Origin of the sequence: Ruegeria spongiae, assembly GCF_023502395.1 — a bacterium.
Taxonomy (GTDB): domain Bacteria; phylum Pseudomonadota; class Alphaproteobacteria; order Rhodobacterales; family Rhodobacteraceae; genus Ruegeria_C; species Ruegeria_C spongiae.
On the sequence record NZ_JAMFMB010000002.1, the window covers coordinates 32,498 to 58,159 of the forward strand.

Genomic DNA, 25,662 nt, shown 5'->3' on the forward strand with positions numbered 1-25,662 from the left:
CAAATAGACGGGCTCTTCTTGTTTGGTCAGCAGGGTTGTGGGCTCGCGTCAGTGCACCACGGCATCATCCGGGCGCGGACGGTCGGACGTGCCCAGCCGATCACCGATGATCAACCCGTCAGGGCCTGCGGTGACCGGGACGGTGTCGCCATCCTTGATCTCACCGGCCAGCAACGCCTCGGCCAGTGGGTTCTGCAGCGCGCGCTGAATTACCCGCTTCAGCGGACGTGCGCCGAAAACCGGGTCATAGCCTTCGTTGGCAAGCCATTCCCGCGCGCCCTCATCCATGGCCAGCTCGATCTTGCGGCCTGCCAGACGTTTCTTGAGCCGTGCCATCTGGATATCGACGATCCCGTCCATATCAGCCCGCTTGAGCCGATCGAAGATGATCGTCTCGTCCAAACGGTTCAGGAATTCGGGTCGGAAATGTGCCCGGACCGCGTCCATCACATCGCGCCGTGCCTGCGCGCTGTCCGCGCCATCGGGCAACTGGCTGAGCGCTTGCGAGCCGAGGTTCGACGTCAGGATGATCAGCGTCTGCTTGAAGTCCACGGTGCGGCCCTGACCGTCGGTCAGCACGCCATCATCCAGAACCTGCAACAGCACGTTGAACACGTCCGGGTGCGCCTTTTCGACCTCATCGAACAGCACGACCTGATAGGGGCGGCGCCGCACGGCTTCGGTCAGCACGCCGCCTTCGTCATACCCGACATAGCCCGGAGGAGCCCCGATCAGACGGGCGACCGCGTGCTTTTCCATGAACTCGGACATGTCGATGCGCACCATCGCGTTGTCGTCGTCGAACAGGAAGTTCGCCACCGCCTTGGTCAGTTCGGTTTTCCCCACGCCGGTCGGCCCGAGGAACAGGAACGAGCCCAGCGGGCGGCCTTCGTCGTTCAGGCCAGCGCGCGCACGGCGCACGGCGTTGGACACGGCTGTGACCGCCGCATCCTGACCGATGACGCGCCCATGCAGATCATCTTCCATCCGCAGCAGTTTCTCTCGCTCGCCTTCCAGCATTTTCGAGGTCGGGATACCGGTCCAACGTTCGACAACGGAGGCGATCTGTTCCGGGCGCACGGTTTCCTCGGCCATCATCTGGCTGCTTTCGGAATTCTCGGCCTCGGTCAGCTTTTTCTCAAGCTCGGGGATGACGCCATAGGACAGCTCCCCCGCCTTGGCGAGATTGCCCTCGCGCTTGGCAATCTCCAAATCGGCGCGCGCCTTGTCGAGCTGCTCTTTCAGATCGCGGTTCCCGGCAAGCTTGTCGCGTTCAGATTGCCATTGGGCGGTCATCTCGGCAGATTTCTCCTGCAGATCGGCCAGGTCCTTTTGCAAGGTCTCCAGGCGATCCTTGGAGGCCGCGTCATCCTCAAGCTTCAGCGCCTCTTCCTCGATCTGCAACTGCAGAATCTGACGATCCAGCTGGTCCAGTTCCTCGGGCTTGCTGTCCACCTCCATCCGAAGGCGCGACGCGGCCTCATCGACAAGGTCGATGGCCTTGTCGGGCAGGAACCGGTCGGTGATATAGCGATGCGACAGGGTCGCCGCCGAGACCAGCGCCGAATCCGAAATGCGCACGCCGTGGTGCAGCTCGTATTTTTCCTTGATGCCGCGCAGGATGCTGATCGTGTCCTCGACGGTGGGTTCAGCCACCAGAACGGGCTGGAACCGGCGCGCGAGGGCGGCGTCCTTTTCCACGTATTTGCGATACTCATCCAGCGTGGTGGCGCCGATACAATGCAGCTCACCCCGGGCAAGCGCAGGTTTGATCAGGTTGGCGGCATCCATTGCACCATCAGATTTCCCGGCCCCGACCAACGTGTGCATCTCGTCGATGAACAGGATGACCTCACCAGCGGCTTCGGTCACCTCGGTCAGAACGGCTTTGAGGCGTTCTTCGAACTCACCGCGGTATTTCGCACCGGCGATCAGTGCGCCCATGTCGAGCGCGAGCAGCTTTTTGTCCTTCAGCGATTCCGGCACATCCCCATTGATGATGCGCAGGGCCATGCCCTCGGCGATCGCGGTTTTACCGACGCCGGGTTCCCCGATCAGCACCGGATTGTTCTTGGTGCGACGCGACAGAACCTGCATCGAGCGGCGGATTTCCTCATCCCGCCCTATAATAGGGTCGATTTTCCCTTCGGCGGCCGCCTCGGTCAGATCGCGCGCGTATTTCTTGAGCGCGTCATAACCTTCCTCCGCTGATGCGGTGTCGGCGGTGCGACCTTTGCGGATGTCATTGATCGCCTCGTTCAGAGACTGGGCCGAGACATGCCCGGCTTCCAACGCCTCCTTGGCTTTGGATTTCACCATGCAAAGCGCCATCAGCACCCGTTCGACCGGCACAAAGCTGTCGCCCGCTTTCTGTGCGATCTTCTCGGCCTCGGCCATCACCTTGCCGGTCTGGCCGTCCAGATAGACCTGCGCGGCATCGCCGCTGACCTTGGGCTGTTTCGACAGGCTGAGCTCCAGCGCCTCGGCCACACGGCCGGGATTGCCGCCGGAGCGGGTGATCAGGTTGCTGGCAAGCCCCTGGTCGTCATCCATCAATGCCTTGAGAATATGCTCGGGCGTCAGCCTCTGGTGACCTTCGCGAATGGCAATGGTCTGAGCGGCCTGCACGAACCCTCGTGCCCGCTCGGTGAACTTGTTCAAGTCCATATTGTTCTCCTTTCAAAGCGCCCGGTTCGATCAGCGCCCGCTGGGCGGCACGCTACGGTGTGGGCCTCGGCAAATATTTGGGAACACTGGGCCGCAACCGCAAGAGGGTCCAGAGTATTTCCTCGGCATTTACGGGAGGTTGCGGAAGATGCGCTTGGTGGACATTGCGTCGCGCTCCGGTTAGCTAGGCGCAACATCCACATTCCTGAGGTATTGCATGTCCGATGACCGCCTGATTGTCGCCCTTGATGTTCCCGATGCGCTGGCCGGGCTGAAACTGGCCGAGCAGATCGGAGATGCGGTGTCATTCTACAAGATCGGGCTGGGGATGCTCACCGGCGGCGGGCTGGCTCTGGCCAACGAGTTGAAGCAGGAGCATGGCAAGCGCATCTTTCTGGACATGAAGCTGTTCGATATCGGTGCGACGGTCGAAAACGCAGTGCGGGGTCTGGCACAGTTCGATCTGGATTTCCTGACCGTGCATGGCGATCCCTACGTGGTGCGCGCCGCCAAGGAAGGCGCGGCGGGCAAGGATTTGAAAATCCTTGCCGTCACCATCCTGACATCGCTGGACCGGAACGATCTGGACGGCGCGCTGCTGAAACCGGGCGCGGTCAGCAACATGGTTGTCGAACGCGCCGCAAACGCCTTTGCTGCGGGCGCGGATGGCGTCATCGCCTCACCGCAGGAGGCTGCGGCGATCCGCGCGCTGCCCGAGGCGGCGGGGCGCCTGATCGTGACCCCGGGTGTGCGCCCCGCCGGTGCTGATCTGGGCGATCAGAAACGGGTGGCGACACCAGCGAATGCGGTGGCGGACGGTGCCGATCACATCGTGGTCGGGCGTCCGGTCTGGCAGGCGGAAAACCCGAAACAGGCGGTTCAGGACATCCTGTGCGAACTCAACAGCCCACAGGCCCAAACACCCAATCGCCAGGCATCCGCCACCAAAGTATGATGTGCCCGGAAAGGCACATGCCCGAGGCTCATTTGCACCGCCTGCAATATTCTGCTTGGGAAATCGCGCATTCTGGGCGACTCTCAGCTTGAGACACTCCCCAACGGACCTTCATCTTCCTGTGGTTCGTTACCTCCCCCCGCCAGCTTCGCGGGGGGTCTTTCTTGAGGGGGGTCAAAACGACGGGGTGAAAAAACCTGTCTGCGTCTCTGTCAGGTAATCCTGCAGCCGCGTCTTGAAAAGGGAAATGCCCATGGGATGCGAAAGATAGGTCTCTGGCGCCATCATGCGCCAGCTTTGCCCTTCATCTCCCAGCCGAATGTCGGCAATCCGCTGTTTGCCCAGCCGCGTGACAAAGAACCAGTTGGGGCCGTATTGCCGCGACCAGATCAAATCGCTTGCCGACAGGGACAGGTTCACTTCTTCCCGCGTTTCCCGCAGCGCGCAGGCTTCGGGCGTTTCGTTGCCTTCCCTGCCGCCACCGGGAAAATCCCAGCAACCCGGATAGGGGATATGGGCATAGTCGTCGCGCTGAATGACAACCAGATCCGGACCCAGAAACAGGGCCAGTTTTGCACCGCGAAAATTGGACATTGCTCGCCCCCCCTTTGCTAACCGTGCCAACCTGACACGGGAAAAGACGCGCGCCAACATCTTCCACCGCTGCGCTGACAAGAGTAGGTTACGCCCATGCCTGCCCTGTGCCGAGATTGTCTGTCCATGCTGAATAACCAGCGTCGCTGCCCGGATTGTGGCAGCCCGAGGGTCAAGGTGCATCCAGAGCTATTCGATCTGACCATCGCGCATATGGATTGCGATGCGTTTTATGCCTCGGTCGAAAAGCGCGACAATCCCGAACTTGCCGACAAACCGGTGATCATTGGTGGCGGCAGGCGGGGGGTCGTTTCCACCGCATGTTATGTGGCGCGCATCCGGGGGGTCCGGTCGGCGATGCCGATGTTCAAGGCGCTGGCGCTCTGTCCCGATGCGGTGGTGATCAAGCCCCGCATGTCGGCCTATGCCGAAGCCTCCAAGCAGATTCGCGCGATGATGGATGAGCTGACGCCGGTGGTCGAACCGCTGTCGCTGGACGAGGCGTTCATGGATCTCGGCGGCACTGCGCGGCTGCATGGTGCGCCGCCTGCGCTGATGCTGGCGCGTCTGGTGAAGCGTATGAAAGACGAGCTTGGATTGACCGGCTCGATCGGGTTGAGCCACAACAAGTTCCTGGCCAAGGTGGCATCTGATCTGGACAAACCACGCGGGTTTTCGGTGATTGGCAAGACTGAGACAGCCGAGTTTCTGCACGACAGGCCGGTGCGGCTGATCTGGGGGATCGGTCCGGCAGGACAGGAATCGCTGGAAAAGGCTGGTATTCGCACCTTTGCCGACCTGCTGCGCTGGGATCAGGAGGCGCTGACCGCGCGGTTCGGGTCGATGGGATACCGGTTGTGGCATCTGGCGCGGGGGCAGGACAAGCGCCGGGTCTCGGCCCATGATCCAATCAAGTCGATCAGCAACGAGACGACGTTTTTCGAGGACACAGCCAACCCGGACGTGCTGGACGGGCATTTGTGGCGGATGGCCGAGAAGGTTTCGGGCCGGGCCAAGGCGCGCGGGTTGGCGGGGCGCGTGGTGACGCTGAAGCTCAAGCAGTCGAACCACAAGCTCCTGACCCGCCGCATATCGCTGCGTGACGCCACCCAGATGGCGGATACGATCTATCGTCAGGCGCGGGCGCTGTTCGACCAGCTTGGCGATCACGGCCCGTACCGGCTGCTGGGCTGCGGGCTGTCGGATCTGTGTTCCGAGGACGAAGCCGACAAATCCGGCGATCTGCTGGACCCCGGCGCCACACAAAGATCGGGGGCCGAGCGCGCCACGGATGATATCCGCAGACGGTTCGGATCGGATGCGATCGTCAAGGGCCGCGCGCTGCGGTGATTCAATCCGCGCCGAGGTCTTGCAGGCCAAGCACGCGATAGGCATCTACCGGATTGGCGATTCCCTTCAGCGTCAGGCCGCCCACCGGTTCCACCGACAGGTGGCCCTCGACATCCATGAAGGCCCGCTGGCTGATCAGAATCTCGTCCTGTGCAGCAGCGTCGCACAGGCGTGAGGCAATGTTCACTACGCCGCCAACGGCAGTGTAATCGGCGCGCCCCTCGCGGCCAACCAGCCCCATGGTGGCGTGACCGCTGGAGATGCCCAGCCCGATCCCCACCGCGTGGCCCATGCGCCGCCAGGGTGCGCAGATCTCGGCAAATTCCGCACGGATGTTCAACGCCAGTTGAACCGCGTCACCCACCGGTGCGTCGCAGGGAATCGGATCGTTGAAATAGATCATCAGCCCATCGCCCGAGCGAAATCCGATCGTTCCGCCACTGGCCGCCGCCAGCGTGCCGCTGCGGTCGTGATAGCGTTGCAGGATGTCGATGACGTCTTCGGGGTCCAGCGCTTCGGACAGGGCGGTGAAATTGCGGATATCGCAAAACAGGCAGGCGATATAGCGGCGATGGGTGCGCAGCAGATCCTCGCGTCCGCCATCGACCACCACCTGTGCGATCTGCGGTGCGAGAAACTCCTTGAGCCGTTCCAGCCGGCTGATCTGACCGGCCTGCCGCTCGACCTTGGTTGCCAACCGCGCATTCAGCTCGGAAATCTCGGCGGTCTGGGACCGGACCTTGCGGTTGAGCACCCGCAGCAGGAGGTTCTGATTCATCAGCGTGGCGATGATGAGCAGAACATAGGCCAGGGCCTCGAACCGGTGATCATAGTGAAAGTAAAGCGTCGCGATCAGCACGATATCGGCAAGACCCGCGATAACAAGGGGCAAGTCGCTGCCATGCCGGTCGCGGTCCCGGAACACAAACCCGGTGGCGACAAGCGCCAGCGCCCACATCAGCACCGCCTGCAGATGCGGGTTGAAGGCCATGCCCTCGATCCCGAACAGCGCCTCCAGCGCCACTCCGACGTAACAGGTCACCAGCGAGGCAAAGGCGGCAATCGTCGCGGCCCCGCCCGCGGACATACCTGCGCGCACCCCCACCGCCGCGCCCTCGGGCGCGCTGGAAGTCGCTGTGCCGGTCATGGTCTGTCGGGATTTCAAGATTGCCCCCTGACTTCAGGTCAGGTTAGGCCGGAACCGGGCATCGGTCAAAACCGCGCCGTGCGGGTCATTCCGCCGCCAATTGTGTCCTGTCGGTTCCAATGGCGGCGATATCGGCGATCACGCCACGCAGGACGCGGCGAAACGCGGCGAATTGGTCATTGGGACGGATATGCGCCTCGTCCATGTAGAGCGAACGGTCGATCTCGACCTGGATGGCATGTTGCTGGCGCGACGGGCGGCCATAGGTCTGGGTGACATAGGCACCGGCAAACGGCGTGTTGCGCGACACGGTCAGCCCTGCGGCGATGAACGCCGCTTCGACCTGATCGACGATATCGCTGCTGGCGGAGGCGCCGAACCGGTCGCCCAGAACGATCTCGGGGCGCGGCTGCCCGCGTCGGGCGATCCCATCCAGTGCTTCGCGTGGCATCGAATGGCAATCGACCAGAATCGCCTGCCCGAACCGGTCGCGTGAGTCCTCCAGCAGCGCTTGCAACTGTGCATGATAGGGGTGCCAGTGACATTCGATGCGGCGCTGCGCCTCGAGATAGGGCAGCTTGCCGCGATAGATCGCCCGGCCATTGGCGACGACACGGGGGATGACCCCCAGACCCGAGGTGACGCGTGGATTATGGCCCTGCCGCCTGGCGCCTTCGATCACCGCCGGGTCCAGTTCGTCCACGCCACGATTGAGGTCGATGAAGGCGCGCGGCGCCGCCGCCTTCAGCAACGGCGCGCCAAGCTCTGGTGCCGCATCAAAGAGAAGATCGACATAGGCATCCTCGGAAGACCGAATCGCATGCCGGTCCAGAACCGACTGCCGCAGGAAGTCCGGGGAATAGTCGCTGCCGCTATGCGGCGAGGCAAAAACGACGCAGGACGAGCGGTATTCGGGCTCGGAAAGGTAATATGCTGTGTCGTTCATCGGCGCTCCTTGTTACCGAATACATAAACCGTAAAAGAGTTCTTTCAAAAGCCCTTGATCCCTCCGACGACTCCTTTTATAGACCCCGCTACCGGCGCGGGTTTCCGCGCCCCATTTTGTTATGGGGACAGACACGCGACGGTATTCATGGGCGCTTAGCTCAGCGGTAGAGCACTTCGTTGACATCGAAGGGGTCACAAGTTCGAACCTTGTAGTGCCCACCATGAATTCACTGTTCCGGTTATCCGGGGCACCCGCAAACCCAGGCGCTGGCCCGCGCCGCAGGAATTGGAGACAGACCATGAAGGTCAAGAACTCGCTCCGCTCGCTCAAGAACCGGCACCGTGATTGCCGGGTCGTGCGTCGCAAAGGCCGCGTCTATGTGATCAACAAGACGCAGCGCCGGTTCAAAGCGCGCCAGGGCTGAGCCCCTCGCACATTGAATAAAAGGCCGCGCCTTCGGGCGCGGCTTTTTTTGTTCTTGGACGAATTTGTTTTGATGTTTGCGTGAAAGCCGCCAAGCATCAGCGTACAGATTGCTGACCAACGAGGACCGCATGAGCGCCAAGCCGAACGTTATCCTGATCCTTGCCGACGATCTGGGCTTTGCCGATCTTGGCTGCACCGGCTCGGAAATCCGCACCCCCAACATAGATACGCTGGCCGAAAATGGCAGCTTGCTGACCGCCATGTACAATTGCGCCCGTTGCTGTCCGACGCGCGCATCGCTGCTTACCGGGCTATATCCGCATAATGCCGGGATCGGGCATATGGGGGCCGATCTGGGCACGCCGGCCTATCAGGGGTTCCTACGCAATGACGCGGCCACCATCGCCGAACATCTGCGCGCTGCGGGCTATCGGACCTGCATGTCTGGCAAATGGCATGTCGGCGGCGACTTCATGGCGCGCGAGGTTGATAGCTGGCGGGTCGGGGATGTGGACCATCCAACGCCCCGGCAACGGGGATTTGACCGGTTCTACGGCATCGTCGACGGGGTCACGCATTTTTTCTCGCCGCATTACATGCTGGAAGATGACAGCCGGGTCGAAACCTATCCCGATGATTTCTACTTTACCGACGCCATCACCGACAAAGCGATCGGGATGATTGAGGAATCGGTCGATCTGGAGCAGCCATTCTTTCTCTATCTTGCGCATACCGCCCCTCACTGGCCCTTGCACGCACATCCCCAGGACATTGCCCGGTATGACGGTGTGTATGACAAGGGGTGGGATGCGGTCCGGACCTCCAGACATGAGACCATGAACGCGATGGGCCTGTTTCAGACCAACTGGCAGATCAGCCCGCGCGACCCGGATGTGAGACCGTGGGACGCGGAAGGCAACCACGATTGGGAAGCGCGCAAGATGGCGACCTATGCTGCCATGGTCGACCGGATGGATCAGTCAATCGGGACACTGATTGCCGCGCTGAAACGGATGGGTCAGTTCGAGGATACGCTGATCCTGTTTCTCAGCGACAATGGCGGTTGCGCCGAATTCATGGCCGAAGATGGTTGGGCCAAGTTCTTCCCGGACATCACCCATGACGGGCGCAAGATCGAAATGGGCAACCGCCCGGATGTGATGCCCGGCGATGCGCAGACCTATCAGAGCTATGACAAGCCCTGGGCCAATGTCTCGAATGCGCCATTTCGGCTGTTCAAACACTATGTACACGAAGGGGGGATCTCGACCCCGTTGATCGCGCATTGGCCCAAGGGGTTCGGGTCGCAATCGCCACGCCACGCACCTTGTCACGTTATTGATATCTTGCCGACGATCTTGGAAGTCACTGGCGCGCCGTATCTGAGTGAGCTTGGCGGGCAGGCACTCCAGCGCCTTCAGGGCGAAAGCCTGCTGGCAGCATTGCGTGGGAAAGACTGGCAGCGCGAGCAACCGATCTTTTTCGAGCATGAAGGAAATTCTGCCATTCGTCTGGGCCAGTTCAAACTGGTACGCCTGCACGGGCAGGATTGGGAACTTTATGACATTGAAGCGGACCGCACAGAGTTGAACGATCTGATCAGCGGTGAGGGGGCACGCGCCCAATTGCTAGTCCGTCAATACCAGGACTGGGCGGACAAGACCGGGGTGCTGGATTGGAATGTCGCCCTGCCACGCTTGCTGGCGGCTTGGGATATGGACAACGCAGAGGGTTAGCTTGCGGCCAATTGTCCAACTAAATTTGTCGGAATTACTTGCATCTCTTAAGGATTCGTTTAATTGAGCAAATCAGTCGGGAAATTCCCGTGCGCTGATAATTCTGGAGCACAACATGCTGAAATCTTCATCTGCCATTGTCGCCGCGCTGGTCGCGACGCTGACCTCCGCCGCAGCGGCTGAGGGTGAACTGAACCTTTACTCATCGCGTCACTACGACACCGACGAGCGTCTCTATACCGATTTCGAAGAGGCGACCGGCATCAAGATCAACCGGATCGAAGGCAAGGCGGACGAGTTGATCGAGCGGATGAAGGCCGAGGGTGCGAATTCTCCGGCGGATGTGCTGCTGACTGTCGACACTTCGCGTCTGGAGCGTGCCAAGGATGCAGGCGTTCTGCAATCCATCGACAGCGCCGTTCTGGAAGAGCGTATTCCGTCGAACCTGCAGGACAGCGACAACCAGTGGTACGGGTTCTCGCAGCGTGCCCGCATCATCTTTTTTGACAAGGCCGAACTGGATAACCCGCCCGCCACCTATCTCGATCTGGCCAAGCCAGATTACAAGGGTCTGGTCTGCATCCGCTCGTCCAGCAACACCTACAACCAGACTCTGCTGGCCTCGATCATCACCAATCACGGTCCCGAGGCGGCCAAATCCTGGGCCGAGGGTGTGGTTGCGAACATGGCGCGCGAGCCGCAGGGCGGTGACACCGACCAGCTGCGCGGCATCGTCTCGGGCGAGTGCGAGATTGCTGTCTCGAACTCTTATTACTTCGCCCGCGCCATGCGCAAAGACGTCAAGGGCCTGAGCGCCGAGATCGACATGATCGGCGTGCAGTTCCCGGCGCAAGAGGCCGAAGGCGCGCATATGAACCTGTCGGGCGGCGGCGTTGCGGCCCATGCGCCCAACAAGGACAACGCGGTGCTGTTCCTGGAATACCTCGCCAGCGATCAGGCGCAGCAGTATTTCTCGGCCGGCAATGATGAATACCCCGCAGTCGACGGCGTCGCACTGGCCGAATCGGTCCAGAACCTGGGCGAATTCAAAGCCGACGAGGTGGATCTTTCTGCCGTGGCCAAGAACATTCCCGAAGCCCAGAAGATCTTCAACGAGGTTGACTGGAAGTAAATCCCTCCTCCGGGATGCAAACGGCGCGGGTCATTGGTCCGCGCCGTTCTTTTTTGCAAAGACCCGCTGCGACATTGCCCGGCGGCGGGAAAGCCTGATAGTGTCGTTCCAATACCAGCAAATTGGAGCGTCGGGTCGTCCGATACTGAACTGTCATGGCCAAGGCGTGTGTTCTGATTTCCGACATCACCGGCAGCACCAAGCTGTACGATAGCGTCAGCCAGCGCGAGGCGTTGGATCAGGTCAGCCAGGTTCTGGCACGGATGCGCTCCATCATCGAAGCACATCAGGGTCGCTGCGTGAAATCGCAGGGCGACGACACGCTCAGTTTCTTTGCCCATCCCGATCAGGCCTTTCTGGCCGCCAAGCAAATGGTCGAAGAGGATTACGCGCATGGCATGTCGGTCCATGCGGGCCTGTTCTTTGGCGAGATCTTGAGCATGGACAATGACATTTACGGCGATGCGGTGAACACCTCGGCCCGGCTGGCCGCGCTGTCCAAATCCGGAGAGCTGCTGATCGGTGACGAGGGTTATGACCGGCTGTCACCCGACCATCAGGCGCATTTCGTGTCGATGGGCGGGCTCAAGCTGAAGGGCAAGAAAGAGGCCACGCGGGTCTATTCCTACATGGCCAGCCAGATCGCGACCCAGACCGTTGTGTTTGGTGCGACAGGACCGCAGATCGGGCGACGGACCGAGAGCGCCGAGATCGTGGCAAACGGGCAAAGCTGGTCGATCACCGAAGGTGAGAGCCTGACGGTCGGTCGCTCCGAGGATTGCGACATCACCTTGCCGCATGGCTGGATTTCGCGACAGCATGGCAAGCTGGAATTGCGGGGCGCGCAGTTGGAATATACCGATCACAGCTCTTCGGGCAGTTCGGTGTTGACCTCGGATGGGCAGGAATTCGATGTCCACCGGCGCGCCACGTTGCTGAACGGCGAGGGCCGGTTGCTTTTTGGGACACGAGACCGCGCGATCACGGATTCGGCGCTGACCTATGCGACCAACGATCTGATCCCCGACTAAGCGCTATCTGCGCCCAACCTGTCGGCAGATCAGGATCACCGGCAATAGCCCCACTGCCACAATGACCAGCGAGGGCACCGCCGCACCCTCCAGCCGTTCGTCCGAGGCCAGCCGATAGGCCTGTACCGCCAGCGTATCGAAGTTGAACGGGCGCATGATCAGCGTTGCGGGCAGCTCTTTCATCACGTCAACAAAGACGATCAGCAAGGCCGTCAGCAGCGAGGGCGTAAGCAGCGGCAGATGTACGCGGCGCAATGTGCCCAGAGGCGATTGGCCCAGCGACCGCGCGGCGGCGTCCATATTCGAATGCACCATGCTCTGCCCGCCCTCATAGGCACTGAGCGCGGCAGCCAGGAACCGCACCATGTAGGCCGCCACCAGCAACCAGATTGTGCCGGTGACCAGCAACCCGGTCGAGATATCGAATGTCGCCCGCATCCAGGCGTCCAGCGCGTTGTCGAAGGCGGCGAAGGGCACCATCAGGCCAACTGCGATCACGCCACCCGGCACCGCGTATCCGAGTCGCGCCAGATAGGCAGCGCTGGCGCTTTGCCGCCCCGGCTTGACCCGCTTGTAGAACCCGATGCAGGTTGCGGCGGCCACCGTGAGGATCGCGGCGGCCCCGGCCAGTGTCAGCGAGTTGCGGATGAAGCCCAGATAGCGGCGCGACAGCAGGTCCTGCTCCGACTCCAGCCCCATCTCGACCAGCACCAGCACCGGCAGCAGAAATCCGAAGAACACCGGAACCGCGCAGAGCAGAAAGGCGAACAACGCTTTGCCACCTTTCAATTGCGTGGCCGGGCGCGCGGTCTGGCGCTGGCCAGTCTGGTAGAATTTCGATTTCCCACGCTGCATCCGTTCGCTCACCGCCAGCAGCAGCGCAAAGCCCAGCAAACACAGGGCAAGCTGCGCTGCTGCAGCCCGGTCGCCCATCGAGAACCAACTGGTGTAGATGCCGGTGGCAAATGTCTGCACCCCGAAATAGGACACCGTGCCAAAATCGGCGATGGTCTCCATCACTGCCAGCAACACGCCTCCGGCAATTGCGGGCCGGGCCATGGGCAGCGATACGCGGTAGAACGCCCGCCACGGGCTGGACCCCAGCGCGCGCGCGGCCAGGAAGGCAGCAGCACTTTGCTGCAGAAACGCAGCGCGCGCCAGCAGGTAGACATATGGGTACAGCACCAGGATCAGCATGATCGCTGCACCCTCGGTCGAGCGGATCTCGGGGAACCAGTAGTCGCGCGGCCCCCAGCCGGTCACCTGCCTGAGCGTGGTCTGCACGATGCCGGGATGATCCAGAATGAACGTATAGGCATAGGCCAGCACATAGGCCGGAAAGGCCAATGGCAGCACCAGCGCAACTTCCAGCAGGCGCACACCGGGAAACCGTGTCATGGTCACCAGCCATGCGGCCCCGACGCCAAGGCAGAACGTGCCGACCGCCACGAGGGCGACCAGCAACACCGTAGTTCCCAAATACCGGGGCAAGACCGTTCCGGCCAGATGCGTGACTGTGTCGGTGCCGCCGGTCAGGGCAGCCAGCACCACCGCCAGCATCGGCAACAGACATGCCGCAGCGATACCATAGGACAAAAAGCCCAATAGCCTTGTGCCCCGCGCATGGCGGTGCCGAGAGCCATCTTCCGAATATTCGATGTCTGCCATGTGGTCCGGTCAACAAAGAGGGCGCGCGCCGAAAGACGCCCCGCTTCTATTGGTCAAAATGGCGCAAAACGCCAGAGCGAATGCTCAGTCGTAGTTGCGCTGGTCCTCGATCACCAAGCCGTCACGGGGCAGGGAACCGGGCGTGACCACTTCGATCGCGCCTTTGAGTTTCAGAACCTCGGCCACCGATTTCGCATAGGCGCGGTCATCGCCCCCGGCGCTTTCGATCTGCACCGTCATCACGTCCATCTCGCCCTGCCGAGCGGCAATTACCCTTGCCTTGACGATCTCGTCATGTTTTTCGACCAGTGCTGCCACCTGTTCGGGCCGCACGAACATGCCCTTGATCTTGGTGGTCTGATCGGCGCGGCCCATCCAGCCCTTGATACGCAGATTGGTGCGTCCGCAGGGGCTGATGCCGGGCATCACCGCGCTCAGATCGCCGGTGGCGAAGCGGATCAGCGGGTAATCCGGGTTCAGCGTGGTCACCACCACTTCGCCCACGTCACCGGGGGCGACGGGTGTGCCGGTGCCAGGTGTGACAATCTCGACGATCACATGTTCGTCGATGATCATCCCCTCCATCGCCGCGCTTTCATAGGCGATATTGCCCAGATCGGCGGTGGCGTAACATTGCAGGCAGGCGATGCCGCGGTCCTTGTATTCCTGCCGCAGGCTCGGGAACAGTGCGCCACCACCAACTGCCGCCTTGGTAAAATTGAGCGTGACGCCCATCTCCTCCGCCTTGTCGAGGATGATCTTCAGATAGTCCGGCGTGCCCGCATAGGCCGTACAGCCGATATCGCGCGCGGCTGTCACCTGCAGCTCGGTCTGGCCGGTGCCCGCAGGCAACACGACAGCGCCGACAGCGCGCGCTCCGCTTTCAAAAATCATGCCAGCGGGCGTGAGGTGATAGCCAAAGCAGTTCTGGACGATATCGCCTTGTCCGATTCCCAGCGCATGCAGGAACCGCCCCATCCGCCACCAGTCATGTCCGGTGCCGCCCGGTTCATAAACCGGCCCGGGGGACTGGAAGACATGATGAAACCCGCTGGCTGGTTTCACCGTAAACCCGCCAAACGGGCGTTGCTCTGCCTGCGCTTTTGTCAGGTCGGATTTACGCAGGACCGGCAGCGCGGCCAGCTCTTCGATCCCGGTGATCGCCTGTGCGTCGACATCCGCAAGCTGAGCCGCATATCCCGACGCTTTCTGAGCATGCGCGATCTGTTGCGGCAGCGCCCGTGCCAGATCGGCGGCGCGCTGGTCTGCTGAGCGGGTTTCCAGGTCGTCAAAATGTGTCATGGTCTGATCCCTCATCAGCTCAGCCACCGCTTGCGACGACGGTAGGAGCGCACATCGCGAAAGCTCTTGCGCCCTTCCTCGGACATGCCGAGATAGAATTCCTTGACGTCGGGGTTTTCGCGCAGCTCCGCTGCCGGGCCGTCCATCACCACCCGGCCGGATTCCAGAATATAGCCGTAATGGGCAAAGCGTAGAGCCACATTTGTGTTCTGTTCGGCCAGCAGAAACGACACGCCCTCTTGTTCGTTGAGGTCCTTCACGATGCCGAAAATCTCTTCGACCAGTTGCGGCGCCAATCCCATCGAGGGTTCGTCCAGCAGGATGGTCTCGGGCTTCGACATCAGCGCGCGGCCAATCGCGACCATCTGCTGCTCACCCCCCGAGGTGTAGCCCGCCTGACTTTTGCGGCGCTCTTTCAGGCGGGGGAAATAAGTATAGACCAGCTCAAGGTCCTGCATCATCTGGGTCTTGCCGGCTTTGCGGGTGTAATAGCCGGTCAGCAGGTTTTCCTCGACCGTCAGATGTTCGAAACAATGGCGACCTTCCATCACCTGAATGACGCCGCGCCGCACCAGATCGGCGGGGTCCGAGCCGTGCACCACATTGCCACGATATTTGATCGAGCCTTTGGTGACCTCGCCGCGTTCAGAATGCAGCAGGTTGGAAATCGCCTTGAGTGTTGTCGTCTTGCCCGCCCCGTTGCCGCCCAGCAGCGCGGTGATCCCACCCTTGGGGACATTCAGGCTGACGCCTTTCAGCACGAGGATCACGTGATTGTAGATCACTTCGATATTGTTGACCTCAAGCAGGGTCTCGGTCTGCACCTCGGTCTGTGTCGCTGTATCCAGCATCAGAGCGTCCTCATGCGATTATCGGGTCTTCAGGCGGTTGGGAAAGGTGCGGCGGCGGACCGCCGCACCAGTTGGTTCAACAGTTCGGGTCGATCTTGTTTTCGCCCGCATAGGCACTGGAATCTTCGTCGACCAGCGGGTTGATGACGTCGTCATCCGTCGGCTGGAAATCTGAAATAACCGACCAAGTCTTGTCTGTTGCACTCCATTGCGCAACACCGACGAGACCAGGGCCGCCGTGGTTTTCACAGCTGACTTTGAACTCAGGACCAAAACCTGACATTCCCAGATCAGCCATCTTGGCTTCGGTGATATCCAGAGCCTCCATGCCGTCGCGCATCTGGCCAGAAGTGATCTCTGCTGTGCCGTGGATTTCTTGGGCAGTGCGGGCCGCTTCTGCTGCCAACATCGCCGCATAGAGGCCGCGATTATACTGAACAGACCCTAGTTGGTCGCCTGCACCAGCGGCCTTGCCGGTGTCCACAACATATTTTTTGAGATCATCGTAAATCGGATAGTCGCTGCCTAATCCGGTAAAGGTCAACGCTTTGTATCCGTCTGCTTTGTCACCTGCGGGTGTGACGTCATGTTCCGCGCCGGACCACCAAACGCCGATAAAGTTCTCCATCGGGAAGCGGATATTGGCAGCTTCCTGAACCGCAGCCTGGTTCATCACGCCCCAGCCCCAAAGAACAACATAATCGGGCTTGTCGCGTCGGATTTGCAGCCACTGCGATTTCTGCTCCTGACCTGGTGAGTCGACGGGTAGCAGGACCAACTCAAAACCGTGTTTCTTGGCCAGTTCTTCCAACGTGCGGATCGGTTCCTTGCCATAGGCCGAGTTATGGTAGACCAGCGCGATCTTCTTGCCGTTCAGGTCGCCACCATTCTCACCCAGAAGGTAGTTCACCGCGCCGGACGCGCCGTTCCAATAGTTTGCAGGATAATTGAAGACATGACTGAACACATCGCCATTCTTGGCAGAGGTCCGGCCATAGCCCATTGAATGGATAGGGATGTCGTCTGCGGTGGCTTTGGGAATCAACTGGTAGGTTATGCCCGTTGATAGCGGCTGATAGACCAACGCGCCCTCGCCCTTGGTCGCCTCGTAGCATTCAACACCTTTTTCGGTGTTATAACCGGTTTCGCATTCGGGCACCCGAGTCTTGACCCCGCCAATGCCTCCGTCACGCTCGTTCAGCAGGGTGAAGTAATCGGCATAGCCATCAGCAAAGGGAATGCCGCCTGCCGCAAAGGGTCCGGTTCGATAGCTGAGCGACGGAAAGACAAGATCCGCCATGGCCGGTCCGGCGGCCATCATGGCGCCAAGTGCCAATGTGGTGAGTTTGGTTTTCATCGGTTGGTTTCCTCCCTGGTATTGTCCGATGTTTCTGCGCCCCGGTTCCGGTCGGGGCCATCCGTGGGGCGGGGCCCGCACCCCGCCATCGTATCAATGCGGGAACGGCCACAGCCGCAGTTTCTCTTTCGCCACGCGCCAGAGCTGCGCCAGCCCGTGCGGCTCGAGGATCAGGAACAGGATGATCAGCGCGCCCACGATGACCAGCTGCAAATGCGCCACGATGTCGGTGGGCCAGCCCAGCATGTCGGCGCCCACAACTTTCAGCACCACGGGCAGCAGCACAAGGAAGGCAGCCCCCGCGAAAGAGCCAAAAATAGACCCTAAACCGCCGATAATGACCATGAAGAGCACCAGAAACGATTTCTGGATGCCAAAGACCTCACCCACCTCGACCGCGCCAAGATAGATCGCGAAGAACAGCGCGCCCGAGATGCCGACGAAGAACGAACTGACGGCAAAGGCGGACAGCTTGGCCTTGAGCGGGTTCACCCCGATGATCTCGGCCGCGATGTCCATATCCCGGATCGCCATCCATGTGCGACCGACCGTACCGCGCGTCAGATTGCGCGCGATCAGCGCACAGATGCTCAGGAAGATCAGGCAGAACAGATAGGTGGCCCAGGCCGGTGCATTGGGACCGGTGATAATGATGCCGAACACATCACGCTCCGGAGAATTGATCTGCCCGGACGCCGAGTAGTTGTAGAACCACGGCACCCGGTTGAAGAGCCAGACAAGAAAGAACTGCGCGGCCAGCGTGGCCACCGCCAGATAGAACCCTTTGATCCGCAGGGATGGCAGGCCAAACAACACGCCCACCACAGCGGTGATCCCGCCCGCCAGCAGAACATGGATGAACATGCTGACATCCGGGAAGGCGGTCATCAGTTTGTAGCAGGCATAAGCCCCCACCGCCATGAACCCACCGGTGCCCAGGCTGACCTGCCCGCAATAGCCGGTGAGGATGTTCAGCCCGATCGCCGCAATCGCATAGATCAGGAAGGGCAGCAGGATCGCGTTCGCCCAATAGTCGTTGATCAGGAACGGCACCACGCCAAAAGCCACGGCCAGAACCACATAATACCTGTAGCGGTCAAAGCGAATGGGAAAGGTCTGGCTGTCTTGGCTGTAGGAGACTTTGAAATCGCCAGCTTCACGATAAAACATGACTTACTTTCCCCATTCCTGCTGTGCCTTCTCACGGGCAGCGGCGTCCAATCGGCTGGTTCTTCTGGCGCGCCCGCGTGCAAGTTTCACATAGGCGGCAATGCCGGTGACCAGCCCGGCAAGGGCCAGAATTGCGGCGATCACCAATTGAGCGGTGGTCAGATCTTGCGACGTGAGCGCGATATAGCCAAAGGCCCAGAACCCGGCCCAGGCAATGACATTGATGAGGGCGATCAGCTTTTTCATCCGGGCTCTCCGTTGAACGTGGCGGCCTCTCCGGGCCAGTCATCACCTTGCGGGTTCACCAGACAGAATCTGTGCCCGGTGGGGGCCTCCATCACGATCCATGTGCGTACCCGCGCCACCTCGCGCGCGCCCAGAGCTGTAAGCCGCGCGCATTCCGCCTCGAGATCGTCGGTTTCGATGTCCAGATGCACGCGCGGCTCATGATCCACTGCCTGCAGCAACACTTTCGGATAGTCCTGCTGCCCATCAAACGAGGCGTATTTGCCGCGCTCATCCAGCTTGGCCTCTTTGCCAAGCATCGCCGACCAGAACCCGGTGGCCTCGGACAGGTCATCGGTCTTGCAGTCAATGCAGATCACGCCGATACGGGATTTGTGGGCCATGTTCATACCCTCTCGATGATTTTTTCGCCAAACAGGCCCTGCGGCCGGAAGACGAGGAAGATCAGTGCCAACACATAGGCGAACCAGTTCTCGGTGGCACCACCCACCAGCGGGCCGATGGCAAATTCGAACAGCTTCTCGCCCACACCGATGATCAGCCCGCCAACGATCGCACCGGGAATCGAGGTAAACCCGCCCAGCATCAGCACCGGCAACGCCTTGAGCGCGATGAGGCTCAGCGAGAATTGCACGCCCGATTTGGTCCCCCACATGATGCCCGCCACCAGCGCGACAAACCCTGCAACCGACCAGACCATGACCCAGATGAAGTTGAGCGAGATACCCACCGACAGCGCCGCCTGATGGTCGTCGGCCACGGCGCGCATGGCGCGACCCTGCTTGGTGTATTGGCTGAACGCCACCAAAGCGATCACCAGCAACGCGGCCACGATGGTCGCGACAATGTCGAGATTGTCGATAAAGAAGCCGTAGCCGAAGATGTTGAGCGTGGTTTCATCAATCCACAGGTTGATCCCCTGCGGCAGACCCACATCGAGCGATTTGATCTCGGACCCCCACATCAAGTCGGCGACACCTTCCAGGAAATAAGCCAGACCGATCGTGGCCATGAACAGGATGATCGGTTCCTGATTGACCAGATGGCGCATCACGAATTGCTGGACGCACCAGGCCAGCAAAACCATCACCGCCATGGTCAGCAGGATCGCGATGACCGCAGGCACCTGCCAGCCGAATTGGGTGATATGGGAGCCGAATATCGCGTTGATCAGGTGGCTGAACGGTACCTGACCGTTCATTATTCCCACCAGCGTCATCGCCGCAAACAGCGCCATGACCCCTTGTGCATAGTTGAAAATGCCCGAGGCCTTGAAAATCAACACAAAACCCAGCGCGACCAGCGCATAAAGCACCCCGGCCATCAGCCCGTTGAGGATCACCTCCATCGCATAGACAAGTTGTTCAGACATGCCAGTTCCCCTCAAATCTCGCGTGGCGCTCAGTCATGGCTCACCCCCAGATAGGCATCGATAACCTCCTGATTGCCGCGCACCTCATTGGGTGTGCCGTCGCCGATCTTCTTGCCGTAATCCATGACGACGACCCGGTCGCTCAGGTCCATTACAACACCCATATCGTGTTCGATCAGCGCGATGGTGGTGCCGAACTCGTCATTCACGTCCAAAATGAATCGGGACATGTCCTCTTTCTCTTCGACATTCATCCCTGCCATCGGCTCATCCAACAGCAAGAGCTTCGGCTCAGCCGCCAGCGCACGGGCCAGTTCGACCCGCTTCTTCAAGCCGTATGGCAGCCGGGCAACTGGCGTCTTGCGGATGTGTTGGATCTCCAGAAAGTCGATGATCCGCTCAACCGCAGCCCGGTTCTCGGTCTCTTCCGCTTCGGCGCGACCCTTCCAGAACGCCTGTTGAAAGATGTTTGTTTTCATGAAGTTGAGCCGCCCGGTCATCACGTTGTCCAGCACGCTCATACCTTCGAACAGGGCGATGTTCTGAAAGGTACGGGCAATGCCCTGGCGGGCCACCTCATAAGGTTTCATTGGCGGGCGCTTGGTCCCCCGGAACCAAACCTCTCCCTCCTGCGGGATATAAAACCCCGATATCACGTTCAGCATCGAGGATTTGCCAGCCCCGTTCGGGCCGATAATGGCCCGAATCTCGCCCTCGCGAATATCGAAAGAGATATCCTTGATCGCCACCACTCCGCCAAAGCGCAGGGTGATGTTGCGCATCTCCATCACCACGCCGCCGATCTTGCGGCCATCTTCGGTGACATATCCGTCCGAGGTATCAAGCATGGGCCGACCCTTCGCTAATCAATTCAATACGGGATGGCGGGCGGGGCGATGGCCGAAGGCCGAGCGGTGAACGAAATCCCATCATTCCGCCGCCATCTGCCGGGCAATCGGCACTACCGAAGCGTCGCAGATATCCAGCGTCGCGCTGATCGATCCCTTGCGGCCGTCCTCATAGGTTACCTCGGTCACAGTCGAGACACGCTCCGATCCGTCATAAAGCGCGGCGATGATGTCGGCGAATTTCTCCTCCACGATCCGACGCCGCACCTTGCGAGTGCGGGTCATCTCGCCGTCATCGGCATCCAACTCCTTGTGCAGAACCACAAAGCGATGCACCTGGCAGCCCGACAGCATCGGGTCTTCTGCGACCGAACGGTTCACCGCCTCCACATGCTCCTGAATCGTCTCTAACACGCGGGGATTGCCCGCAAGCTCCTGGTAAGACGCATAGGCAATATTGTTGCGTTCCGCCCAGTTTCCGACCGCCGTGAGGTCGATATTGATGAATGCGACACAACGGTCGCGGGTATTGCCGAACAGAACCACCTCAAGGATGTCGGGATAGAACTTGAGCTTGTTCTCGACATATTTCGGCGCAAACATCGAACCGTCCGCCATTTTGCCCACATCCTTGGCGCGATCGATGATCCGCAGATGACCGGATCCCTCTTCGATGAACCCCGCGTCTCCGGTGGCAACCCAGCCCTCGGCATCCTTGGTCGAGGCGGTGGAGTCGGGGTTGTTGTAATACTCGACAAAAACGCCCGGCGAGCGGTAAAAAATCTCGCCACTGTCTTCGATCCTGATTTCCACATCCGGCGCGGGCACACCGACAGTATCGGGCCGGACCTCGCCATCGGGCTGCACGGTGATGAACACCGTGGCCTCGGTCTGGCCATAAAGCTGCTTCAAATTGATGCCGAGCGAGCGGTAGAATTCGAAAATCTCCGGTCCGATCGCTTCGCCCGCCGTATAGCCCACCCGCACCCGGCCAAGGCCCAGAGTGTCCTTGAGCGGGCCGTAGACCAAGGCGTTGCCGATGGCGTATTTCAGGCGATCCGCCAGGTCGACCGGCTTGCCGTCCAGAATCAGCCCGCCAACCTTTTTGGCATGGGACATAAAGTGGTGGAACATCCGCTTTTTCAGGGGGGCCGCATCTTCCATCCGGATCATCACGCTGGTCAGCTGCGTTTCGAACACGCGGGGCGGGGCGAAGAAATAGGTCGGGCCGATCTCACGCAGATCGGTGATCATCGTGTCTGCGCTTTCGGGGCAGTTCACGCAGAAGCCGCACCAATAGGCCTGACCGATGGAAAAGATGAAATCACCCACCCAGGCCATCGGCAGATAGGACAGGATATCCTCATTACTCGTCAGCCCATCGAAATCCGAGGCATTCTTTGCGCTTTCGATCACATTGCGGTTCGACAGGACGACGCCCTTGGGCTTGCCGGTGGTGCCCGAAGTATAGAGCATCACGCAGGTGCTGTCGTAGGTCAGCTTGTCCCGGCGGGTGTGCAGATCGGTGATCCATTCGTCCCGGGCAGCCCGCCCCTGATCCTGCACATGGCTAAACTGGTGCAACTGGTGATGGTCGTATTTCCGCATCCCGCGCGGATCCAGATAGATCAGATGTTCGAACTGGTGCAGCTGGTCCTGAATCTCGATGACCTTGTCGGCTTGTTCCTGATCGCTGACGATCACGAAACGCGCGCCGCAATGGCTCAGCACATAGGCCATCTCTTCGGCCACCGCGTCCTGATAGAGCGGCACCGGCACCGCTCCGACCGATTGCGCGGCGACCATCGACCAATAGAGATACGGTCGGTTGCGCCCGATAATGGCGATGAAGTCACCCTCGCGTACGCCCAGATTGAGCAAACCCAGCGCCAGCGCCTCGATTTCCTGTGCAGTCTCGGACCAGCTCCAGCATTGCCAGATGCCGAATTCCTTCTCGCGATAAGCCGGGGCCGAGGCGAAGGTCTGCGCATTGCGATGTAACAGCGCCGGAAGAGACTGCGCGCCCTCGGCAGCCGTCTGCGTGGTGTCCAAAATTTCCTCCTCCCGATCCGGTCGGTTCGATCCGCCGGAAAGACCGCTTCTTGCGATTCTGCCCCTATAAGGAACGCCGCAAAATCTCGCGGTCAACTTTTTCCTGATGTTTTCCGAAATCTTACGAATTGTAACAGCGCCGCGCCGGCACCGGTTTGCCCCTGTGCCATGTGGCGATCCGGTGCTAGGTCTGTGGCCGGAGGGCGTGTTTTGGATCAGGACGAACGGCGAACGAAACGGATGACGACGGCGGGCCTGAACCTGATCGCGCAGGCACTGTCGATCTATGACAGCCAACTGCGGCTGGTGCTGTCGAACCGGCGCTTTCAGGAAATGTTCGATCTGCCCGATCAACTGGTCACGCCGGGCGCCGGGTTTGCCGATACGATCCGCTTCATCGCCGCGAAAGGCGAATACGGTCCGGCAGACGATATCGAGGCTCTGGTCAAGGCCCGCGTCGATCAGGCGCTCGCGTTTGAGCCGCATTACCTGGAACGTGAACGACCCAATGGGCAGGTCATCTCGATCGAGGGATCGCCGCTGCCGCAGGGCGGCTGGGTCGCGGTCTATACCGATATCACCCGAACCAAGCGGGTCGAGGAATTGCTGCAATCGCGGTCCGAAGAGTTGTCGGATCAATTGCTGGCCCATGCCGAGGAACTCTCCGCGACCAACCGGCAATTGGCGGCCAGCAACACGGCGCTCGAGGAAACCAAGCGGCAATTGACTGAGATTGAGGCGCGCACCCGCCTCACGACCGAGATGATGCCCGCCCATATCGCCCATGTGGATGCGCGCGGGCATTACACCTATTCGAACCGTCGGCTCAGCGCGGTGATGCCGGGGCGCCCTTCGGATATTCTGGGCCTGCACATTTCCGAGGCGCTGGGCCAGGACGCCTTTGCTCGGATCGAACCCTACCTGACTGCGGCCTATGGCGGCGAGAATGCGGTGTTCGAATTTACGGAAAATCACGATTCTCGTCGTATCAGGGTCGCTTTTACCCCAGATCAGAGTGGCGGCGTCTTCATTCTGTCGATGGACATCACCGAAGAAACCCAGGCCCGCGTTGCGTTGCAGCAATCGCGGCGCCGCGCGTTGGCCGCACAGATGACCAGCGGGCTGGCGCATGATTTCTCGAACCTGCTCACCATCATCCTTGGCATGCAGGGCAAGCTGGAAAAGATGGGCCTGCCGCCTGATGCTGCCGAGATGGTGGCGGCCACTCAGACTACCGCGCGCAGGGGTGGGCGCTTGCTGAACCGGATTGCCGACATGACCGGTACCCGCACGCCGCGACCCAAGGCGGTGGATACGGGCGACATTCTGCAGGACCTCAAACTGCTGGCGACACCGTCACTTCCGCGCGGCGTGGGCTTGTCTGTGCTGGATCACACAAAGGGTCTGCACCTGATGTTGGACCCCGGCATGGTGCAGGACGCACTGCTCAACCTGGTTCTGAACGCCCGAGACGCCTGCGGGGCCACCGGACAGATCACCGTCAGCGCCCATTGCATCGGTCAGACCTGGCTGGAACTGGCGATTACGGATACCGGGCAGGGGTTTTCTGATAAGGCTCTAAAAAGGGCATTGAACCCGTTTTTTACCACCAAGGGCAGCGAGGGATCGGGGCTGGGACTGTCGATGGTCTATGATACGGTCAAACTGGCGGGCGGGGATCTGCAATTGTCGAATACGCCGGTGGGTGCCAGCGTTGTTGTGCGTCTCCCCCTCCGGGTCGCGCCTGACATGAAAGGCGGAATGGCGCTGCTTGTCGAAGACAACGACGATCTGCGCGCCGGATTCCGCGATATGCTGGTCGAGTTGGGCCATTCGGTGATCGAAGCGACCTCGGTGGACGAGGCTTGCGCGCTGGCCGCCGATCTGGGCGACATCTCGATGGTTCTGTCCGACATCCGGCTTGAGGGGGATGCGACGGGGCTGGACCTGATGGAGCGGTTACCCGCCAATCTGCCCTGTATTCTGATGACGTCGCTGCCCGCCTCCGATCCGCTCTATCGCGACGCGATCACTCGTGCGCCGGTCTTGCGCAAACCGTTCGGAACCGGTCAATTGGCGGCACTGATCCAGAAAGAGGCCCGGACGTGACCGACGCATTGGTGACCATCCTCGATGATGAACCCGCGATCCGCCAGATTCTGACCGACGCGCTGGAAGAGGCGGGGTTCCGGACCCAGTGCTTTGCCCGCGCCCGCGAATTCGAAGCCTCGCTGAAACGGGTGACGCCGGATCTGTGTCTGGTGGACCTGTCGCTGCCCGACACCGACGGACTGGCGCTGGTGCATCGGCTGGCGCTGGAACAGGGGGCAGCGGTGATCATCATCTCGGGCCGGGCGCAGGTGCAGGACCGGGTGACCGGGCTGGAACTGGGGGCAGACGACTATATCACCAAACCCTTCGATCCGGCCGAGGTGGTGGCGCGTGTGCGCGCGCGGCTGCGCAGCCCGAAAATACCCGGGCCTGCAGGCGAGACAGCACTGTTCAACGGCTGGACCGCGCATTTCGACCGTTACGTGCTGGAAGACAGCGACGGTGGCGAAACGCCGTTTTCTCATGCCGAAGGCGAAGTGCTGCGGCTGTTTCTGGAGAGCCCCAAGCGGCTGATCAGCCGCGCCCAGATGCAAGAGGCGCTGGGCGGTGCCGCTGGTGAAAGTTTTGACCGGGCGATGGATGTGCGCATTTCACGGCTCAGGACCAAGCTGCGCGAAGACCCCAAGAATCCACGCCTGATCAAGACGATCTATGGCGCGGGATATATCTTTCTGGGTGACGTAAAGTGGCTCTAATA

The 25,662-nt window shown here is 60.7% G+C and carries 22 protein-coding genes and 1 tRNA gene; 9 read left to right on the forward strand and 14 right to left on the reverse strand.

Going from position 1 to position 25,662, the window contains the following annotated elements; translation table 11 throughout:
- Positions 1-48: 48 nt before the first annotated feature.
- Positions 49-2,667 carry an ATP-dependent chaperone ClpB gene (clpB, locus tag M3P21_RS02030; RefSeq protein WP_249706414.1) on the reverse strand — a complete coding sequence of 873 codons (2,619 nt, stop codon included), beginning with the start codon at positions 2,665-2,667 and terminating at the stop codon, positions 49-51.
- Positions 2,668-2,884: 217 nt separating this feature from the next.
- Between clpB and pyrF the strand changes: the two genes are divergently transcribed.
- Positions 2,885-3,622, forward strand: a complete 738-nt coding sequence (pyrF, locus tag M3P21_RS02035) for an orotidine-5'-phosphate decarboxylase (protein WP_249706415.1) — start codon at positions 2,885-2,887, stop codon at positions 3,620-3,622.
- A 174-nt stretch (positions 3,623-3,796) separates the two neighbouring features.
- Here pyrF and M3P21_RS02040 read toward each other — a convergent pair whose 3' ends face one another.
- Entirely contained in the window at positions 3,797-4,216 is a 420-nt protein-coding gene (locus M3P21_RS02040; protein ID WP_249706416.1) for an NUDIX hydrolase, read from the reverse strand.
- Positions 4,217-4,312: 96 nt separating this feature from the next.
- Between M3P21_RS02040 and M3P21_RS02045 the strand changes: the two genes are divergently transcribed.
- A complete protein-coding gene (locus M3P21_RS02045) occupies positions 4,313-5,566 on the forward strand; it encodes a DNA polymerase IV (RefSeq protein ID WP_249706417.1) in 1,254 nt (417 codons plus the stop codon).
- 1 nt (position 5,567) lies between these two features.
- On the opposite strand, the gene M3P21_RS02050 is transcribed toward M3P21_RS02045, so the two are convergent.
- Complete coding sequence (locus M3P21_RS02050) at positions 5,568-6,731, reverse strand: adenylate/guanylate cyclase domain-containing protein (RefSeq protein WP_249706418.1); 1,164 nt, start codon at positions 6,729-6,731, stop codon at positions 5,568-5,570.
- A gap of 67 nt (positions 6,732-6,798) precedes the next feature.
- Positions 6,799-7,659, reverse strand: coding sequence for an N-formylglutamate amidohydrolase (locus M3P21_RS02055; RefSeq protein ID WP_249706419.1), 861 nt, complete (start codon positions 7,657-7,659; stop codon positions 6,799-6,801).
- A 149-nt stretch (positions 7,660-7,808) separates the two neighbouring features.
- Between M3P21_RS02055 and M3P21_RS02060 the strand changes: the two genes are divergently transcribed.
- The 5 genes from M3P21_RS02060 (at position 7,809) to M3P21_RS02080 (ending at position 11,987) form a co-directional block, all read left to right on the forward strand.
- A tRNA-Val gene (locus tag M3P21_RS02060) sits at positions 7,809-7,883 on the forward strand.
- A gap of 77 nt (positions 7,884-7,960) precedes the next feature.
- Entirely contained in the window at positions 7,961-8,086 is a 126-nt protein-coding gene (gene ykgO / locus M3P21_RS02065; protein ID WP_008562923.1) for a type B 50S ribosomal protein L36, read from the forward strand.
- Positions 8,087-8,216: 130 nt separating this feature from the next.
- Positions 8,217-9,824 (forward strand): arylsulfatase, encoded by a 1,608-nt coding sequence (locus M3P21_RS02070; RefSeq protein ID WP_249706420.1) that lies wholly within the window; start codon positions 8,217-8,219, stop codon positions 9,822-9,824.
- 115 nt (positions 9,825-9,939) lie between these two features.
- Positions 9,940-10,956, forward strand: a complete 1,017-nt coding sequence (locus M3P21_RS02075; RefSeq protein WP_249706421.1) for an extracellular solute-binding protein — start codon at positions 9,940-9,942, stop codon at positions 10,954-10,956.
- Between the two features lie 155 nt (positions 10,957-11,111).
- The gene (locus tag M3P21_RS02080; RefSeq protein WP_249706422.1) at positions 11,112-11,987 is read left to right on the forward strand and encodes an adenylate/guanylate cyclase domain-containing protein; all 876 of its coding nucleotides are present in this window, start codon (positions 11,112-11,114) and stop codon (positions 11,985-11,987) included.
- Positions 11,988-11,990: 3 nt separating this feature from the next.
- On the opposite strand, the gene M3P21_RS02085 is transcribed toward M3P21_RS02080, so the two are convergent.
- The 10 genes from M3P21_RS02085 to M3P21_RS02130 all read right to left on the reverse strand — a co-directional run bounded on the left by M3P21_RS02085 (position 11,991) and on the right by M3P21_RS02130 (position 22,853).
- On the reverse strand, positions 11,991-13,655 hold the full coding sequence (locus M3P21_RS02085) for an ABC transporter permease (protein WP_249706423.1): 1,665 nt from the start codon (positions 13,653-13,655) through the stop codon (positions 11,991-11,993).
- 84 nt (positions 13,656-13,739) lie between these two features.
- Positions 13,740-14,957 carry a phenylacetate--CoA ligase family protein gene (locus M3P21_RS02090; RefSeq protein ID WP_249706424.1) on the reverse strand — a complete coding sequence of 406 codons (1,218 nt, stop codon included), beginning with the start codon at positions 14,955-14,957 and terminating at the stop codon, positions 13,740-13,742.
- A gap of 14 nt (positions 14,958-14,971) precedes the next feature.
- Complete coding sequence (locus M3P21_RS02095; protein WP_249706425.1) at positions 14,972-15,808, reverse strand: ABC transporter ATP-binding protein; 837 nt, start codon at positions 15,806-15,808, stop codon at positions 14,972-14,974.
- Positions 15,809-15,884: 76 nt separating this feature from the next.
- Entirely contained in the window at positions 15,885-17,165 is a 1,281-nt protein-coding gene (locus M3P21_RS02100) for an ABC transporter substrate-binding protein (RefSeq protein WP_249706737.1), read from the reverse strand.
- 93 nt (positions 17,166-17,258) lie between these two features.
- Entirely contained in the window at positions 17,259-18,335 is a 1,077-nt protein-coding gene (locus M3P21_RS02105) for a branched-chain amino acid ABC transporter permease (RefSeq protein WP_249706426.1), read from the reverse strand.
- Between the two features lie 3 nt (positions 18,336-18,338).
- Positions 18,339-18,581 carry a hypothetical protein gene (locus M3P21_RS02110; protein ID WP_249706427.1) on the reverse strand — a complete coding sequence of 81 codons (243 nt, stop codon included), beginning with the start codon at positions 18,579-18,581 and terminating at the stop codon, positions 18,339-18,341.
- Positions 18,578-18,964, reverse strand: coding sequence for a VOC family protein (locus M3P21_RS02115; protein ID WP_249706428.1), 387 nt, complete (start codon positions 18,962-18,964; stop codon positions 18,578-18,580). The genes M3P21_RS02110 and M3P21_RS02115 overlap by 4 nt, the downstream gene beginning before the upstream one ends.
- Before the next feature lie 2 nt (positions 18,965-18,966).
- Positions 18,967-19,953 carry a branched-chain amino acid ABC transporter permease gene (locus M3P21_RS02120; protein WP_249706429.1) on the reverse strand — a complete coding sequence of 329 codons (987 nt, stop codon included), beginning with the start codon at positions 19,951-19,953 and terminating at the stop codon, positions 18,967-18,969.
- A 29-nt stretch (positions 19,954-19,982) separates the two neighbouring features.
- Entirely contained in the window at positions 19,983-20,801 is an 819-nt protein-coding gene (locus M3P21_RS02125) for an ABC transporter ATP-binding protein (protein ID WP_249706430.1), read from the reverse strand.
- A gap of 81 nt (positions 20,802-20,882) precedes the next feature.
- Positions 20,883-22,853, reverse strand: a complete 1,971-nt coding sequence (locus tag M3P21_RS02130; RefSeq protein ID WP_249706431.1) for an AMP-binding protein — start codon at positions 22,851-22,853, stop codon at positions 20,883-20,885.
- Between the two features lie 240 nt (positions 22,854-23,093).
- Between M3P21_RS02130 and M3P21_RS02135 the strand changes: the two genes are divergently transcribed.
- Together M3P21_RS02135 and M3P21_RS02140 are read left to right on the forward strand one after the other, a co-directional pair.
- Positions 23,094-24,962 carry a PAS-domain containing protein gene (locus tag M3P21_RS02135; RefSeq protein ID WP_249706432.1) on the forward strand — a complete coding sequence of 623 codons (1,869 nt, stop codon included), beginning with the start codon at positions 23,094-23,096 and terminating at the stop codon, positions 24,960-24,962.
- Positions 24,959-25,660, forward strand: coding sequence for a response regulator transcription factor (locus M3P21_RS02140; protein WP_249706433.1), 702 nt, complete (start codon positions 24,959-24,961; stop codon positions 25,658-25,660). Before M3P21_RS02135 ends, M3P21_RS02140 begins: the two co-directional genes overlap by 4 nt.
- Positions 25,661-25,662: the final 2 nt, after the last annotated feature.

What these genes read in the sequence shown, in the direction of transcription:
- clpB (WP_249706414.1), bottom strand. Translation starts at nt 2,667, where the DNA reads ATGGACTTGAACAAGTTCACCGAGCGGGCACGAGGGTTCGTGCAGGCC.
- pyrF (WP_249706415.1), top strand. Translation starts at nt 2,885, where the DNA reads ATGTCCGATGACCGCCTGATTGTCGCCCTTGATGTTCCCGATGCGCTG.
- M3P21_RS02040 (WP_249706416.1), bottom strand. Translation starts at nt 4,216, where the DNA reads ATGTCCAATTTTCGCGGTGCAAAACTGGCCCTGTTTCTGGGTCCGGAT.
- M3P21_RS02045 (WP_249706417.1), top strand. Translation starts at nt 4,313, where the DNA reads ATGCCTGCCCTGTGCCGAGATTGTCTGTCCATGCTGAATAACCAGCGT.
- M3P21_RS02055 (WP_249706419.1), bottom strand. Translation starts at nt 7,659, where the DNA reads ATGAACGACACAGCATATTACCTTTCCGAGCCCGAATACCGCTCGTCC.
- ykgO (WP_008562923.1), top strand. Translation starts at nt 7,961, where the DNA reads ATGAAGGTCAAGAACTCGCTCCGCTCGCTCAAGAACCGGCACCGTGAT.
- M3P21_RS02070 (WP_249706420.1), top strand. Translation starts at nt 8,217, where the DNA reads ATGAGCGCCAAGCCGAACGTTATCCTGATCCTTGCCGACGATCTGGGC.
- M3P21_RS02075 (WP_249706421.1), top strand. Translation starts at nt 9,940, where the DNA reads ATGCTGAAATCTTCATCTGCCATTGTCGCCGCGCTGGTCGCGACGCTG.
- M3P21_RS02080 (WP_249706422.1), top strand. Translation starts at nt 11,112, where the DNA reads ATGGCCAAGGCGTGTGTTCTGATTTCCGACATCACCGGCAGCACCAAG.
- M3P21_RS02085 (WP_249706423.1), bottom strand. Translation starts at nt 13,655, where the DNA reads ATGGCAGACATCGAATATTCGGAAGATGGCTCTCGGCACCGCCATGCG.
- M3P21_RS02090 (WP_249706424.1), bottom strand. Translation starts at nt 14,957, where the DNA reads ATGACACATTTTGACGACCTGGAAACCCGCTCAGCAGACCAGCGCGCC.
- M3P21_RS02095 (WP_249706425.1), bottom strand. Translation starts at nt 15,808, where the DNA reads ATGCTGGATACAGCGACACAGACCGAGGTGCAGACCGAGACCCTGCTT.
- M3P21_RS02100 (WP_249706737.1), bottom strand. Translation starts at nt 17,165, where the DNA reads ATGAAAACCAAACTCACCACATTGGCACTTGGCGCCATGATGGCCGCC.
- M3P21_RS02105 (WP_249706426.1), bottom strand. Translation starts at nt 18,335, where the DNA reads ATGTTTTATCGTGAAGCTGGCGATTTCAAAGTCTCCTACAGCCAAGAC.
- M3P21_RS02110 (WP_249706427.1), bottom strand. Translation starts at nt 18,581, where the DNA reads ATGAAAAAGCTGATCGCCCTCATCAATGTCATTGCCTGGGCCGGGTTC.
- M3P21_RS02115 (WP_249706428.1), bottom strand. Translation starts at nt 18,964, where the DNA reads ATGGCCCACAAATCCCGTATCGGCGTGATCTGCATTGACTGCAAGACC.
- M3P21_RS02120 (WP_249706429.1), bottom strand. Translation starts at nt 19,953, where the DNA reads ATGTCTGAACAACTTGTCTATGCGATGGAGGTGATCCTCAACGGGCTG.
- M3P21_RS02125 (WP_249706430.1), bottom strand. Translation starts at nt 20,801, where the DNA reads ATGCTTGATACCTCGGACGGATATGTCACCGAAGATGGCCGCAAGATC.
- M3P21_RS02135 (WP_249706432.1), top strand. Translation starts at nt 23,094, where the DNA reads ATGACGACGGCGGGCCTGAACCTGATCGCGCAGGCACTGTCGATCTAT.